Consider the following 14,404-nt stretch of genomic DNA (forward strand, 5'->3'; position numbering starts at 1 on the left):
TCCGTCATCACCCGCCCCGCCGAGACCCCACATCCGTCACGCCGAGACCCGACGTTTGTCAGTCGAGACCCGACGTTTGTCAGTCGAGACCCGACGTTTGTCAGTCCGAGATCGATTGGCCGCAGGCGTACAGCCACCGGCTTCCGACGGGCCGCCGCGAGCGCGGCCAGATGCCGGGTCTCGGGCTGACGGATGCCGGGTCTCGGCGTGACGGATGTCGGGTTTCGGCCTAGAAGGTGTGGTCCGCGCCGGGGAAGGCCTGGGACTTCACGTCAGCGACGTACGCGCGGGCGCCGTCGCTGAGGGCGGTGGCCACGTCGGCGTACTTCTTGACGAAGCGCGGCACCCGACCCTGATTGAGGCCGAAGGCGTCCTGCCACACCAGCACTTGACCGTCGGTCTGGTTGCCGGCGCCGATGCCGATCGTCGGGATCTCGACCTTCCTGGTGACCTCGGTGGCGACCGGGCCCGGCACCATCTCGAGCACGACCGCGAACGCACCGGCCTCCTGGACCGCGTACGCGTCGCGCAGGATGTGCTCGGCCGCGTCCTCGCCGCGGCCCTGGACGCGGTAGCCGCCCAGCGCATGCTCCGACTGCGGGGTGAAGCCGATGTGTGCGCAGACCGGGATCCCGCCTCGTGCGAGCCGTTCGATCTGCGGCACCATCTCGACGCCGCCTTCGAGCTTGATCGCGGCGACCCCGGCTTCCTTCATGAAGCGCACCGAGGTGGCGTACGCCTGCTCCGGCGAACCCTGGTAGGACCCGAACGGCAGGTCACCGATGACGAGCGCGCGTGACGCGCCGCGTACGACCGCCCGGGCCAGCGGGATCAACTCGTCGACCGACACCGGGAGGGAGGTCGGGTAGCCGTAGACGACGTTCGCGGCCGAGTCGCCGACCAGCAGTGTGTCGACCCCGGCCTCGTCGAAGATGCGGGCGGTGGCGACGTCGTACGTCGTCAGCATGGTGAACTTCTCGCCGGCCTGCTTCCAGTCACGCAGGTGGTGCGTACGCACCTTCTTGACAGCTGCTGCACCGGTGGGGGTGCCCCCGTAGGGCGCTACCTCTGCCTCAGCAGACATGGGCATTGCCTCGTTGGACATGAGGTGCCTTTCATGGACATCTCGCGGCTCCCTGATGGAGTCCACGGACCATCGTCCAGCCTAGTGACCGGGCGCGGAAGAGTCGCTGTGGGGTGAATCACTCGCGCCGTACTCACGGGTCACCGTCGCCACCCGGACGCGGTAGTCCGAGTACCAGACGTCGCGACCGCGACGTTGGGCGATGGTGTGCTCGGCGACCTGCTTCCACGCGGCGGCGTCAGCCTCGGTCCGCCAGTACGACACCGTGATCCCGAGGCCCTCGCGGGCCGACTCGATCCCGAGGAATCCCGGCTGGGCGGACGCCAACTCCACCATCCTTGCCGACATGACCGCGTAGCCCTGGTCGCCGGCGGTGCGCAGCGACGTGAAGATGACCGCGGTGTAGGGCGGTTCGGGGGTAGGCGCAATGCTCACGCCTCAACCTTCCCGCATCGGCCGCCCTTTGGGCGGCGACCTCCCTCGCTCGGCGCGGGAGCGTGTGTGCACGCTCCCGACCTCGCTCAGTCGGTCTCTAGACTGACCGCGTGGACTTTGCCAACGCGTACGCACATGGCTTCGCCCGGGTCGCGGCGGTCACTCTGCCGGTGACCCCGGCAGATCCGGCCGCGAACGCGCGTGCAGTGATCGAGCAGGCCCGGGCTTGCCACGACGATTCCGTGGCCGTCGCCGTCTTCCCGGAGCTCTGCCTCAGCGGCTACTCGATCGATGACCTGTTGCTCCAGCAGACCCTCCTCGAGGCCGTCGAGCAGGCGATTGCAGACGTGGTCGCCGCCAGCGCGGATCTGAGTACGGTGCTGGTCGTCGGTGCTCCGGTCATCCATCAGAACCGGGTGCTCAATGCGGCCGTCGTCATCCACCGGGGATCCGTACTCGGCGTCAGTGCCAAGTCGTACCTGCCGACCTACCGCGAGTTCTACGAACGTCGCTGGTTCGGGTCCGGGGTGGACATCGAGGACGAGATCACGGTCGCGGGCCAGGACGAGGTGCCGCTGTCGACTCGCTTGATCTACCGGGCGACCGACATTCCCGGCCTGACGTTCCATGCCGAGATCTGCGAGGACATGTGGGTCCCGGTCCCGCCGAGCGCGATCGCGGCGCTGGCTGGAGCCACGGTCCTGCTCAACCTGAGCGCGAGCCCGGTGACAGTGGGTCGGGCCGAAAGCCGCCGACTGCTGGTCGCCAGTGCGAGCGCCCGGTGCAGCGCGGCGTACGTCTACACCGCGGCAGGCGCGGGGGAGTCGACGACGGATCTCGCCTGGGACGGCCACGCGATGATCTACGAGCTGGGAAGCCTGCTCAAGGAGAGCGAGCGCTTCAACGCCGAAGCCCATCGCACGGTCGCGGACGTCGATCTCGAGCAGATTCGCGCCGAGCGGATCCGTCAGGGGACGTTCGACGACAACGCCCGCGCGGAGACTGCGGCGGAGGTGTTCCGCGTCGTGGATTTTCAGTTGGGGCCGAGGCAGGCCTTGGATCTGAAGCGGCCGCTGGATCGATTCCCCTTCGTTCCTGACGATCCCGAGCGGCTCGCGCAGGACTGTTACGAGGCGTACAACATCCAGGTCTCTGGACTCGTCACGAGACTGAAGGCCCTCCCGCCGGGGACGAAGGCAGTCATCGGCATCAGTGGCGGACTCGACTCGACCCACGCGCTCATCGTTGCTGCCGACGCGATGGATCGGCTCGGGCGGCCGCGCAGCGACATCCTGGCGTTCACGATGCCCGGCTTCGCGACGACCGACCAGACCAAGGGCAACGCGCTCAAACTCATGGAGGCGATCGGCGCCATCTCGGAGACGCTCGACATCACCACGACCGCCACGCAGATGATGAAGGACCTCGGCCAGTCCGCGACGAACTACGACGTGACGTTCGAGAACATCCAGGCCGGGCTGCGCACCGACTACCTGTTCCGGATCGCCAATCAGCGCCACGGCATCGTGATCGGCACCGGTGACCTGAGTGAACTCGCGCTCGGGTGGTGCACGTACGGGGTCGGCGACCAGATGTCGCACTACAACGTCAACTCCGGCGTCCCGAAGACGCTGATCCAGCACCTGATCCGCTGGGTCATCTCGACCGACACATTCACCGCGGACACCAACGCCGTGCTACAGGTGGTCGTCGACCAGGAGATCAGCCCGGAGCTCATTCCCGGCAGCATGCAGTCCACCGAGGCCACCGTCGGACCGTACGCACTCCAGGACTTCACCCTGTTCCATGTCGTACGGCACGGGTTCCGGCCGTCGAAGATCGCCTTCCTCGCCCTGCATGCGTGGGGGGATGTCGCCGCGGGCGGATGGCCTGTCGGCTATCCGGAGGACCAGCGCAGGGCGTACGACCTCGGTGAGATCACCGGCTGGATGCAGGTGTTCATCACCCGGTTCTTCGCCAGTCAGTTCAAGCGCTCGGCGCTGCCGAACGGACCGAAGGTGAGCAACGGCGGCACGATGAGTCCGCGCGGAGACTGGCGGATGCCGTCCGATGTCGCACCGACTGCGTGGCTGGCCGATCTCGACACCGTCGGGACGGGCTGACTCGAGCCCAATCGCACAACAATTCAGGACATGGCGGCAGCCGAGGGCATATGACCCTCGGACCCCCTGCTCATCCTGAATTGTTGCGTGAGGTGTCCCGATCGACCTGACGATCGGTCTCAGCCGAGAGTGATCCAGAGCCCCACGATCATCGGGATCAGACCGAGCAACAGCCACGGGGTGAGCGGAGACTTCTTGTGGATCACGAATCCGACCGCGACCGCAACCAGCCCGAACATGCCGGCGATCACGTTCAGCCCGATCCGCGGGGTGTTCGACTGACCGACGACGATCAAGGAGGCGATCACCAGCCCGATCGACAGGTGGGCGATGGTGAAGACGGCGAGCACCGAGACGACCCAGCGTTGGACATGGGTCAGCGCCTTGTTGTTGACCGGACGGACCGGGTTGTTCGGATCCATCAGGTGGCGGGGGCGGCGCACCGGGGTCTCGGACATGACCACCAGAGTACGGTCGATCCAGGTCGGTCCTCGCATCGGTGGAAGAGGCCGACACGGCTGTGGGTGCGTTTGTTGACACGTGCGTCGGCCGTACGTAACAACGCTGTCACGGGCAGGGCCTAGGTTCGCGAGCATGGACGTGTTCGAGGGATACAAGGCGACGAGCACGGCGTACGACGAGATGTTCGGCGACTGGGGTGTCCGGCCCGGGTACCGGTCGCTGCACCAGGCGCTGGCCGCGCTCGCACCCGGTGAACTCAGGGCGCGCGTCGATGCCCTCAGGTCGAGCTATCTCGATCAGGGCGTCACGTTCGACATCGGCGGCGAGGAGCGGGCATTCCCGCTCGACGTGCTGCCACGGATCATCTCCCCGAGCGAGTGGGAGCCGATCGAGCAGGGCGTACGCCAGCGGGTACGCGCGTTGGAGGCGTTCCTGGCCGACGTGTACGGCGCCGGCCGGGTGTTCAAGGATCGGGTGATCCCGCGTGCGGTGATCACTTCCTCCTCACACTTCCATCGCTCGGTGAGCGGGGTGGTGCCGCCGAACGGCGCACGCGTCCAGGTGTCCGGGATCGACCTGATCCGCGACGACGCGGGGGAGTTCCGGGTCCTGGAGGACAACGTACGAGTTCCGTCCGGGGTGTCGTACGTGATGACGAACCGACGTGCGCTCGGCGCGACCCTCCCGGAGCCGTTCACCGATCACCGGATCCGCCAGGTGGCCGGATACCCGCAGAAGCTCCTGCGCGCATTGCGCGCCTCTGCCCCGGCCGGTGTGGCCGACCCGACCGTCGTGGTGCTGACACCCGGTGTCTACAACGGCGCGTACTTCGAGCACGCGTTGCTGGCGCGCACCATGGGTGTGGAGTTGGTCGAGGGCCGTGACCTGGAGTGTCGCCAGGGCCATGTGGTGATGCGTACGACCACCGGCCCGCGGCCGGTGCACGTGATCTATCGCCGGGTCGATGACGAGTTCCTCGATCCTGTGCATTTCCGGGCCGACTCGATGCTGGGCTGCGCGGGCCTGATCAATGCCGCGCGAGCCGGCAATGTGACCATCGCGAACGCGGTCGGCAACGGCGTCGCGGACGACAAACTCGTCTACACCTACCTGCCGGACCTGATCCGGTACTACCTGAACGAGGAGCCGGTCCTGCGCAACGTCGACACGTGGCGACTGGACGAACCCGAAGCGCTTGCCGAGGTCCTCGACCGGCTGGACGAGCTCGTCCTCAAGCCCGTCGACGGCTCGGGCGGCAAGGGCATCGTGATCGGTCCGGCCGCGACCCGGGCCGAAATCGACACGCTCAGGGCTCGGCTGCTGGAGGATCCGCGTGGCTGGATCGCGCAGCCCGTCGTCCAACTCTCGACTGTCCCGACGTACATCGACGGAGCCATGCGTCCGCGGCACGTCGACCTGCGACCGTTCGCGGTCAACGACGGCGAGGACGTGTGGGTACTTCCGGGTGGACTCACCCGGGTCGCGCTCCCGGAAGGGGAGCTGATCGTGAACTCCTCCCGAGGAGGCGGCTCCAAGGACACCTGGGTGCTCGCCGACGACGGCCCGGTCACACCTGAACCCGAACCGGTCCACGAGCCGATGGTCCTCCAGCGAAGCCCAGTGCCGGTCGGGAACCGCCCCGAGGCCCAACCCAGTCAGCAGGAGCAGCAGCAACAGCAGGGCCGGGAGGCGTCATGTTGAGTCGCATCGCCGAGTCCCTCTTCTGGATCGGCCGCTATGTCGAACGTGCCGAGGGCACGGCCCGGATCCTCGACGTCCAGACGCAGCTGATCCTGGAGGACCCCACCGTCGACGAGGCCCTGACCTGCGCCGGCGTACTGGCGGTCATGGGGATCCCGGCCGAGCCGGGCGAGCTCGTGGACGTACGCGAGATGCTGCGCCGGCTGGTCTACGACGCGTCCTGCGACACGTCGATCGCGGCCTGCCTGATCGCGGCCCGAGAGAGTGCCCGACGAGCCCGCGAGACGCTGTCGACGTCGCTGTGGGAGGTCATCAACACGACCTATCGCGAGATCCCGCTCGGGACGTTCGCAGCCAACCCGCGGCTGTTCTCCTGGGTGCGTGACCGCGCCGCCCTGATCAACGGCACCGCCGACTCGACGATGATGCGTGACGAACCGTGGCGGTTCCTCGTACTCGGTCGTTCGATCGAACGCGCCGACATGACCGCCCGTCTGGTGGCCTCGGCCGCGGTGGCCAGCGGGGATGCGTGGACGACCACGTTGCGCGCCTGCGGTGGCCATGAGGCCTTCCTGCGTACGCACGCCGGCGTGGTCACCGACCAGGGTGCGGCCGAGTTCCTGCTGCGCGGAAGCCTCTTCCCGCGGTCGGTGGTGGCGGCGCTCAACCGGGCCGAGCAGGAGCTCGCGTACCTGGAAGCGCTCGGCGGTCACGTCGGCGTACGCGGTGAAGCCGAGCGGCTGCTCGGCAAGATCCGCGCCGACCTCGAGTACCGGACACCCGAGGACCTGCTCAACAACCTGCCGCTGGAGATGGAGTTGCTGCAACGCTCCTGCGTCGCGGGGACGAATGCGATCACTGGCCGCTACTTCGCCGGCGCCGAGGCGCGTCACTGGCGTGGCGGCGGCATGGCCGAAGGAGATCAGTGATGCATCTGAAGATCGTGCACACCACCGGGTACGAGTACGGCGAGCCGGTCACGGCGTCGTACAACGAGGCCCGGCTGACGGCGCAGACCCAACCGAGTCAGTTCGTCACCCAGGTCCGACTCGACGTCACCCCGAAGCCGTGGGCCTACAGCTACCGGGACCACTGGGGCTCCCAGGTCACCTCGTTCGAGGTCCAGGAAGCGCACTCCTCGCTCAACGTCGTGGCGACCACAGTGGTCCACACCAACCCGCCGTATCCCTTCGTCGATGCGCTGAGTTGGTCCGATCTGGCGCGAGTCTCCGACGAGTACGCCGAGTACCTGATGGTCCTCGAACGGGCTCGGCCGCCAGCCGATCTGCTCAAGCTGCTGCAGCCGATCCGGGAGACTGCGCCGACGCCGACGGCGGCCGTACGCGAGGTCTGCGCGCTGATCCATCGCGAGGTCGAGTACGTCCCCGGATCGACGCATGTGCACGCGCATGCGGCGGACGCCTGGGACCAGCGCAAGGGCGTCTGTCAGGACATCGCGCACCTGGCGATCGGTTGCCTGCGGTCGCTGGGCATCCCCACCCGGTACGTCTCGGGCTACCTGCACCCCAACCGCGAGCCCGAGGTCGACAAGACGGTCGAGGGCGAGTCGCATGCCTGGATCGAGTGGTGGGACGGTGGCTGGCGTGGCTTCGACCCGACCAACGAGACCGTGCCCGGCGAGCGCTACGTGGTGGTGGCGACCGGTCGCAACTACGACGACGTACGCCCGCTGGCCGGTGTGTATACCGGTGGTGGTGCAGAGTCGCACATGTACGTCACCGTCGAGATCACCCGACTTCCGTAGCCCGACCTTCCTGAGGAGCCCGACGCCGTGACCATCAGGGTGGCAGTCCAGCACCGCACCACATACACGTTCGCCGAGCCGGTGAAGGTGTACCCGCACGAGGTACGCCTGCGGCCCGCGCCGCACTGTCGGACGCCGATCACCTCGTACTCGCTCACCGTGGGTCCCAGCGACCACTTCGTGAACTGGCAGCAGGATCCGTTCGGCAACTTCCTGGCTCGGTTGGTGTTCCCCACGCCCGTCCGGGAACTCGACATCACGGTCGACCTCGTGGCAGACCTGACGGTGATCAACCCGTTCGACTTCTTCGTCGAGGAGTACGCCGAGACGTACCCGTTCGCGTACGCCGACCCGCTCCGGGCCGACCTGGACCCGTACCTGCGACCGGTCATCGAGGCCGGCTCGGTCGGTCCGGGACCGGCCGTGACCGAGTGGCTGCGCTCGAACGGTCTCGCCGAGGTCGGACCGACCCGGATCGTCGACTTCCTGGTGGAGGTCAATCGGCTCGTGCGTGATGCGGTCGACTACTCGGTCCGGATGGAGGCGGGCGTCCAGTCGCCCGATGAGACGCTGCAACGCGCGATCGGGTCGTGCCGGGACTCGGCGTGGCTGCTGGTCAGTGTGCTCCGGCAGCTGGGTCTGGCTGCGCGTTTCGTGTCCGGCTATCTGGTCCAACTGGTCACCGATGACGTGCTCTCCGGCGAGGGTTTCCTGGACGGTCCGTCGGGCCCGCCGGCTGACTTCACCGACCTGCACGCGTGGGCCGAGGTATACGTACCCGGTGCCGGGTGGATCGGCCTCGACGCGACCTCCGGCCTCTTCGCCGGCGAGGGCCACATCCCGCTGTCGGCCACCCCGGACCCGGCCACGAGTGCCCCGATCAGCGGGGCCACCGGCCCCGTCGGCGTGCAGTTCTCGTTCTCGAACTCGGTGACTCGGATCCACGAGGATGCCCGCGTCACGTTGCCGTACACCGACGACCAGTGGGCCGGGGTCGATCGCCTCGGCGTCCACGTCGACGACCTGCTGCAGGCGGGGGACGTCCGGTTGTCGATGGGAGGCGAACCGACCTTTGTCTCCGTCGACGACTCGAGTACGCCGGAGTGGAACACTGCCGCCGACGGCCCGGTCAAACGGACGCTCGCGCGGGAGTTGACCGAGCGGTTGAAGGAACGCTGGGCACCGACCGGGATCGTCCAGCACCCGCAGGGGAAGTGGTACCCGGGCGAGCCGCTGCCGCGCTGGCAGGCAAGTCTGGTGTGGCGTACAGACGGCGTCGCGCTGTGGCAGGACCAGTCCTTGCTGGACCACCCGTGGTCTCCGGGGACCGACGTTCGTCCGGAGGTTCCGGCCCGCTTCGCGCGTACGCTCGCCGCGTTGCTCGGAGTCCCAGACGAGCACGTCCTGCCGGCCTTCGAGGACGCGTACTCCGCCCGGTGGTCGCAGGCGCGGCTGCCCTTCGGCGACCCCGAGGGCGCCGAGGCCCCGACGGTCGCGGATGTCGACGCGGGCATCGACGACGAAACCGCCTGGGTGATCCCGGTCTTCGAGCGCATCGAGGAGCGTGGCTGGGCCACGACCCAGTGGCGGCTGCGACGGGAGCGACTCTTCCTGACTCCGGGCACGTCTCCGGCAGGGTTGCGGCTGCCACTCGACTCGATCGGGTGGGTCGCCCCGCCCGAGACCCCGGACGCCTCGCCGTTCGCTGACCGGCCACCGCTGGGCCGCGTGAAGAACGCGTGGCAGCCGGCGAAGGTCGTACCGGTGGAGCAGGCGCCCCGGTTCGCGGTTGTCGTGGAGGAGCGGGAGGGTCACCTGTTTGTGTTCCTGCCGCCGATCTACGACGTGGAGCACGCAGTCGAACTCATCGCGATGGTCGAGGAGGCCGCCACGCAGGTGGGCACGCCGGTCGTCCTGGAGGGCTACCCGATCCCCGGTGACGCACGGACTCGGACCCTGTCGGTGACCCCCGATCCGGGCGTGATCGAGGTCAATGTCCAGCCGACGTCGACGTGGTCACAACTGCGGGACCTGACCACGTCGTTGTACGCCGATGCCCGGGCGACCCGCCTGACCACCGAGAAGTTCGACGTCGACGGGACCCACACGGGGACCGGTGGCGGCAACCACTTCACCCTCGGTGGCCTGACCCCGGCGGACTCACCACTGTTGCGTCGCCCCGACCTCCTCCGGTCGCTGCTCACCTACTGGCAGCACCACCCCGCGCTGTCGTACGTGTTCTCGGGCCGGTTCATCGGGCCGACCTCCCAGGCGCCGCGGGTGGACGAGGGTCGTGCGGAGACGTTGTACGAACTCGAGATCGCCTTCGCCGAGCTCGACCGCGTGGCCGGCGGCGAGGAGGAGACGTCGCCATGGGTGATCGATCGGGCGCTGCGGCACCTGCTCACCGACCTCACCGGCAACACCCACCGGGCCGAGTTCTGCATCGACAAGCTCTACAGCCCCGACAGCGATCGCGGCCGACTCGGCCTGCTTGAGCTTCGCGGCTTCGAGATGCCGCCGCACGCTCGGATGGCACTGGTGCAGGCGCTGCTCATCCGCGCGCTGGTCGCACGCTTCTGGGACGAGCCGTACGCAGGCTCGCTGGTGCGCTGGGGGACTCGGTTGCACGACCGGTTCCTGTTGCCGCACTTCGCTCGCCAGGACCTGCTCGACGTCGTCGAGGACGTCAACCGGTGGCTGGTCCGGCACGATCCCGACGCACCCACCTTCGATGCGGCCTGGTTCGAACCCTTCCTCGAGTTCCGCTTCCCGCGGATCGGCGAGGTCGATGTCGCCGGCGTGCACATCGAGGCTCGCTGGGCGATCGAGCCCTGGGCCGTACTCGGTGAGGAGGTCGGCAGCGGCGGCACCGCGAGGTACGTCGACTCGTCGGTCGAGCGACTCCAGCTCCTGGTGCGCGGCCTCGCCGAGGGCCGTCAGGTCCTGGCCGTCAATGGTGTCCCAGTCCCGCTGACCCCGACCGGGGTGCCGGGCGAGTTCGTCGCCGGCGTCCGCTACCGAGCCTGGGCGCCGTACTCCGCGCTCCACCCGACCATCGGCGTGCACTCGCCGCTGGTCGTCGACGTGGTCGAACTCGGCGCCTCGCGCAGCATCGGCGGGTTCACCTACCACGTCGTCCACCCGGGCGGGCGTGCGTACGAGGACCGGCCGGTGAACGCGATGAGTGCCGAAGCCCGCCGCGCGGGTCGGTTCCAGGTTGGTGGCCACACGTCGGGACTGATCGATCTCGACAGCTCGACGCCTCCGGCAGGGCGTGCGGACCCGTTGGCGGGCGCCGAGTACCCGACGACGTTGGACCTCCGGCGATTCAGACCCAGTGACAGTTAGGGTTCCCGGGTGAGCGGGGTCGAACTGGTCGGTGCTGCGGCGCCGGGAGACGTCGACCGCTACCGCGCTGTCCAGGCGCCGCTCGCTGCGTACGACGAGCTTCTTGCCGGTGCCCCGGGTGCCGCCAGTGGTCTCGCGGCCGCCATTGACGCGATGGGTCGCGGCGGCTTGGTGTCGGCCCGTCAGGAAGTACGCCGGCTGGTCGATGACGACGGCATCCAGTACGGGTTCCCTGCAACCGATGACGACCCACAAACACGGCGGCCATGGCACCTCGACCCGCTGCCGCTGGTCATCGCAGCGCAGGAGTGGGCTGGACTCGAACGCGCGATCCAGCAGCGCGCGCACCTCCTCGGCCTGATCCTCGACGACTTCTACAGCGACCGACTGCTCCTGCGTCGCGGCGTGATCCCGGCCGAGGTCGTGCTCGGGCATCCCGGGTTCATCCGCCAGGCCGACGGCATTCGTGGGACGCGACTGACGATCGGCGCCCACGACCTGGGACGGGATGCAGCCGGTTCGTGGCGGGTACTCGCCGACCGTACGTCTGCTCCCTCCGGCGCCGGGTACGCGATGGCGAACCGCCGGATCGTCTCGCAGGTGATGGCTCAACTGCACCGCGAGACCGATCTCGTCCGTCTCCGCGGCTTCTTCCACACCATGCGCGCGGCCATCATGGATGCCGCTCCAGGTCGGGCCGAGAGTCCGCGGGCTGTGTTGCTGTCGCCGGGCGCCTACAGCGAGACCGCGTACGACCAGAGCTTCCTGGCGAGCCTGCTCGGGTTCCCCCTGGTCGAGTCCGACGACCTGGCGCTGCGCGATGGCCAGGTGTGGATGCGTTCGGGCGGCCGACTGGCTCGCGTGGACGCGATCATCCGGCGAGTCGACTCGGACTTCTGTGATCCGCTCGAACTGCGTGCGGATTCCCAACTCGGACTTCCCGGACTGATCGAGGCCACCCGACGTGGCACGGTCTCGGTGCTCAACCCATTCGGTGCCGGCGTCCTGGAGAACGCTGGCCTCGCGCCCTACCTTGCCCGCGCCTGTCATGAACTCCTCGGTGAGGACCTGCTGCTGGAGAACGCCCCGACCTGGTGGTGCGGCGACGCCGACGCGCGGACGTACGTGCTCGCGCACCTCGAGCAACTGATCGTCCGGCGGCTCGACGCGGTCGACGGGCAGCCCCCGCAGGACGGCTGGGCGCTGAGCAGTACGAACCTCGCCTCGCTTCGCGCGGCGATCGCTGCGGAGCCGTGGGCCTGGGTCGCCCAGGAACCACTCCCGTTGTCGACCGCCCCGGTGGTCGAGGGCGACCACCTCACGCCCGGCCGGGTCGTCCTGCGTACGTTCTGGGCCGCCGACGAGACGGGCCCGACCGTCATGAAGGGTGGTCTGGGCCGGATCGGACCGGCCCCGTCGTCGCAGCGGATCTCCTCGAGTGCGGGAGCGGTCGCCAAGGACGTCTGGGTGCTGTCCGGCGGGGAGGAGACCCGGTGGGTCGACCGCACCGATCAGCTGCCGATCCTCGTCGGTCTGCGGGAACCGTCCGCGGTGTCCCCGCGAGTGGCGGACAACCTGTTCTGGATCGGTCGATACGTCGCCCGGGCAGAAGGCACGACCCGACTGCTGCGCGTCGTGGACGACCTCACCGAGGACTACGCATCCCACGTCGGTACGCCGGGTGCCTCGACGATGCAGGCGATGATCGAGGCCGCGGCTGACCTGACCCGGATCCGTTTCGACGGCGAGACCGACCCGCATGGCCATGTCCGGGCGATGCTGGCGGACACGGCGTTCTCCGGCTCGGTGGCGTACTCCGTTCGCCGTCTCGTCGATGCCTCGCAGAACGTCCGCGACTCGCTGTCGTACGACGTCTGGCACGTGTTGAGTCGGTTGGTGCGCGCACTGGCCCGGACGCCGAAGAGTTCCCAACAACTGCGGCCGACGCTCCTGCGGGTCATCGAGTCGTTGCTGGCGGTGAGCGGCATCGTCGCCGAGTCGATGGTGCGCGACGAGTCATGGGGTTACCTCGACGGCGGGATCCGGCTGGAGCGAGGCCTGATGACCGCCGAACTGTTGCGTTCCACGCTCGGGGTGGCCCGTCCCCCGGTCGTGGAGGGCCAGGTGACCGAGGCCGTCCTGGAGGTCGGCGAGAGCATCATCACCCACCGCCGGCGGACGGTCGCCGGTGTCGGGCCGGCCTGGCCGGTGCACTCGGCAGTGGCGTTGCTGCTGGCCGATACCGGCAACCCTCGATCGGTGGCCTTCCAGGTCGAGCGGCTCCACGAGGACTTCGTGTTGGTGGGCGACACCGCGATGGCGGCGCGTACGCGCACGCTGGCGGAGGAGATCGCAGCCTTTGACATCGTCGCTGCGTGCGCTGACGGCCGCGCCGGGTTGGCATCCGGGCTGCAGGAGTTCGCCGATGCTCTGCGCGGGATCGACCAGGAGCTGGAGCAGCGTACGTTCGCCCGTCGGCAGATGCAGCGGGTGCTGCCCGCGCCGTGGACCGGTGGGAGGAAGTTGTCATGAGCCAGACCGCCGACGACTTCCTGCCCCGGCGCTACCAAGTGCGGCATCGGACCACGTACACCTACGAGGGCGCGGTCGACACGTGCTACGAGCGTGGTTTCCTGGCGCCGCGGGACACGCCGTCGCAGCTGGTGCTCTCCAACCGGATCGACATCGACCCGGAGCCCGACCTGATCACCGAGCACCTCGACCACTTCGGGAACCGGAGCTTCTATGTCGAGGTGCACTCCTCGCACTCCCAACTGCAGGTGACCAAGACGAGCGTGCTCGACGTGGCGTGGTCGCAGCCGAATCTTGATCGCTTGAACCAGTGGACCGTGGCGACCGCCGCGGCCCAGATCGTGGCCCACGCGGACCCGGTGGAACGCGCCGAGTACGAGATGTCGTCGCCTTTGGTACGCCTGTCGCCGGTGGTCTCGGAATTCGCTGCCAGCCTCATCAATCCGGCCATGCCGCTGGGCGAAGCGATCCGCGCACTGACGCACGGCATCTTCTCCGGCTTCGCGTACGAGCCCGGCGCGACGACCATCAACACCACCTTGCCGGACTTGCTGCAGTTGCGTGCGGGGGTGTGTCAGGACTTCACCCATCTCGCCGTGGGTGCGCTGAGGTCCGTCGGTCTGCCTGCCCGCTATGTCTCGGGCTATCTCGAGACCTCACCGCCACCAGGCAAGGCGAAGCTCGAAGGGTCTGACGCGTCCCATGCGTGGGCGTCGGTGATGCTTCCGGACGGGTCGTGGCTCGACTTCGACCCGACGAACGACCACTTCTGTGACAGCCGCTATGTCGTCACCGCGTGGGGCCGCGACTTCCGCGACGTCTCCCCGCTCAAGGGCGTGATCTTCGCCGATGCCGCGAGTTCGTCGATGTCGGTCGCCGTCGACGTGACCCGAGTGCCGACCTGATCTGGCGAAGCCATGCTCTGCGCCGGCGTCGTCCTTCAGGGTTGAA

The 14,404-nt window shown here is 68.4% G+C and carries 10 protein-coding genes; 7 read left to right on the forward strand and 3 right to left on the reverse strand.

What is annotated here, in order from left to right; genetic code table 11:
• Window positions 1–229 precede the first annotated feature (229 nt).
• Window positions 230–1,084 carry a 3-methyl-2-oxobutanoate hydroxymethyltransferase gene (gene panB, locus KCTC_RS14025; RefSeq protein WP_125569828.1) on the reverse strand — a complete coding sequence of 285 codons (855 nt, stop codon included), beginning with the start codon at window positions 1,082–1,084 and terminating at the stop codon, window positions 230–232.
• An 81-nt stretch (window positions 1,085–1,165) separates the two neighbouring features.
• Entirely contained in the window at window positions 1,166–1,519 is a 354-nt protein-coding gene (locus KCTC_RS14030; protein ID WP_125569829.1) for an antibiotic biosynthesis monooxygenase family protein, read from the reverse strand.
• Window positions 1,520–1,629: 110 nt separating this feature from the next.
• On the opposite strand from KCTC_RS14030, the gene KCTC_RS14035 reads away from it, so the two are divergent.
• Window positions 1,630–3,642 (forward strand): NAD(+) synthase, encoded by a 2,013-nt coding sequence (locus tag KCTC_RS14035; RefSeq protein ID WP_125569830.1) that lies wholly within the window; start codon window positions 1,630–1,632, stop codon window positions 3,640–3,642.
• 119 nt (window positions 3,643–3,761) lie between these two features.
• Here KCTC_RS14035 and KCTC_RS14040 read toward each other — a convergent pair whose 3' ends face one another.
• Window positions 3,762–4,100 (reverse strand): hypothetical protein, encoded by a 339-nt coding sequence (locus tag KCTC_RS14040; RefSeq protein WP_125569831.1) that lies wholly within the window; start codon window positions 4,098–4,100, stop codon window positions 3,762–3,764.
• A 136-nt stretch (window positions 4,101–4,236) separates the two neighbouring features.
• Between KCTC_RS14040 and KCTC_RS14045 the strand changes: the two genes are divergently transcribed.
• Genes KCTC_RS14045 through KCTC_RS14070 form a run of 6 tightly spaced genes read left to right on the forward strand, consistent with a single transcriptional unit; the run spans window position 4,237 to window position 14,358 of the window.
• A complete protein-coding gene (locus tag KCTC_RS14045; protein WP_125569832.1) occupies window positions 4,237–5,805 on the forward strand; it encodes a circularly permuted type 2 ATP-grasp protein in 1,569 nt (522 codons plus the stop codon).
• Window positions 5,799–6,734, forward strand: a complete 936-nt coding sequence (locus KCTC_RS14050; RefSeq protein ID WP_125569833.1) for an alpha-E domain-containing protein — start codon at window positions 5,799–5,801, stop codon at window positions 6,732–6,734. Before KCTC_RS14045 ends, KCTC_RS14050 begins: the two co-directional genes overlap by 7 nt.
• Window positions 6,734–7,570, forward strand: a complete 837-nt coding sequence (locus KCTC_RS14055) for a transglutaminase family protein (RefSeq protein WP_125569834.1) — start codon at window positions 6,734–6,736, stop codon at window positions 7,568–7,570. The genes KCTC_RS14050 and KCTC_RS14055 overlap by 1 nt, the downstream gene beginning before the upstream one ends.
• Window positions 7,571–7,597: 27 nt before the next feature.
• Window positions 7,598–10,921: a transglutaminase family protein gene (locus tag KCTC_RS14060; RefSeq protein ID WP_125569835.1), complete on the forward strand. Its 3,324-nt coding sequence runs from the start codon at window positions 7,598–7,600 to the stop codon at window positions 10,919–10,921.
• Window positions 10,922–10,930: 9 nt separating this feature from the next.
• Window positions 10,931–13,453, forward strand: a complete 2,523-nt coding sequence (locus tag KCTC_RS14065; protein WP_125569836.1) for a circularly permuted type 2 ATP-grasp protein — start codon at window positions 10,931–10,933, stop codon at window positions 13,451–13,453.
• Window positions 13,450–14,358, forward strand: coding sequence for a transglutaminase family protein (locus KCTC_RS14070; RefSeq protein WP_125569837.1), 909 nt, complete (start codon window positions 13,450–13,452; stop codon window positions 14,356–14,358). Before KCTC_RS14065 ends, KCTC_RS14070 begins: the two co-directional genes overlap by 4 nt.
• The last annotated feature ends 46 nt before the right edge of the window (window positions 14,359–14,404 follow it).

It is taken from the genome of Nocardioides baekrokdamisoli, from assembly GCF_003945325.1.
GTDB lineage: Bacteria > Actinomycetota > Actinomycetes > Propionibacteriales > Nocardioidaceae > Nocardioides > Nocardioides baekrokdamisoli.

Excerpts from the sequence above, each read along its gene's own strand:
- panB (WP_125569828.1), bottom strand. The coding sequence starts at position 1,084 with ATGTCTGCTGAGGCAGAGGTAGCGCCCTACGGGGGCACCCCCACCGGT.
- KCTC_RS14040 (WP_125569831.1), bottom strand. The coding sequence starts at position 4,100 with ATGTCCGAGACCCCGGTGCGCCGCCCCCGCCACCTGATGGATCCGAAC.
- KCTC_RS14045 (WP_125569832.1), top strand. The coding sequence starts at position 4,237 with ATGGACGTGTTCGAGGGATACAAGGCGACGAGCACGGCGTACGACGAG.
- KCTC_RS14050 (WP_125569833.1), top strand. The coding sequence starts at position 5,799 with ATGTTGAGTCGCATCGCCGAGTCCCTCTTCTGGATCGGCCGCTATGTC.
- KCTC_RS14055 (WP_125569834.1), top strand. The coding sequence starts at position 6,734 with ATGCATCTGAAGATCGTGCACACCACCGGGTACGAGTACGGCGAGCCG.
- KCTC_RS14070 (WP_125569837.1), top strand. The coding sequence starts at position 13,450 with ATGAGCCAGACCGCCGACGACTTCCTGCCCCGGCGCTACCAAGTGCGG.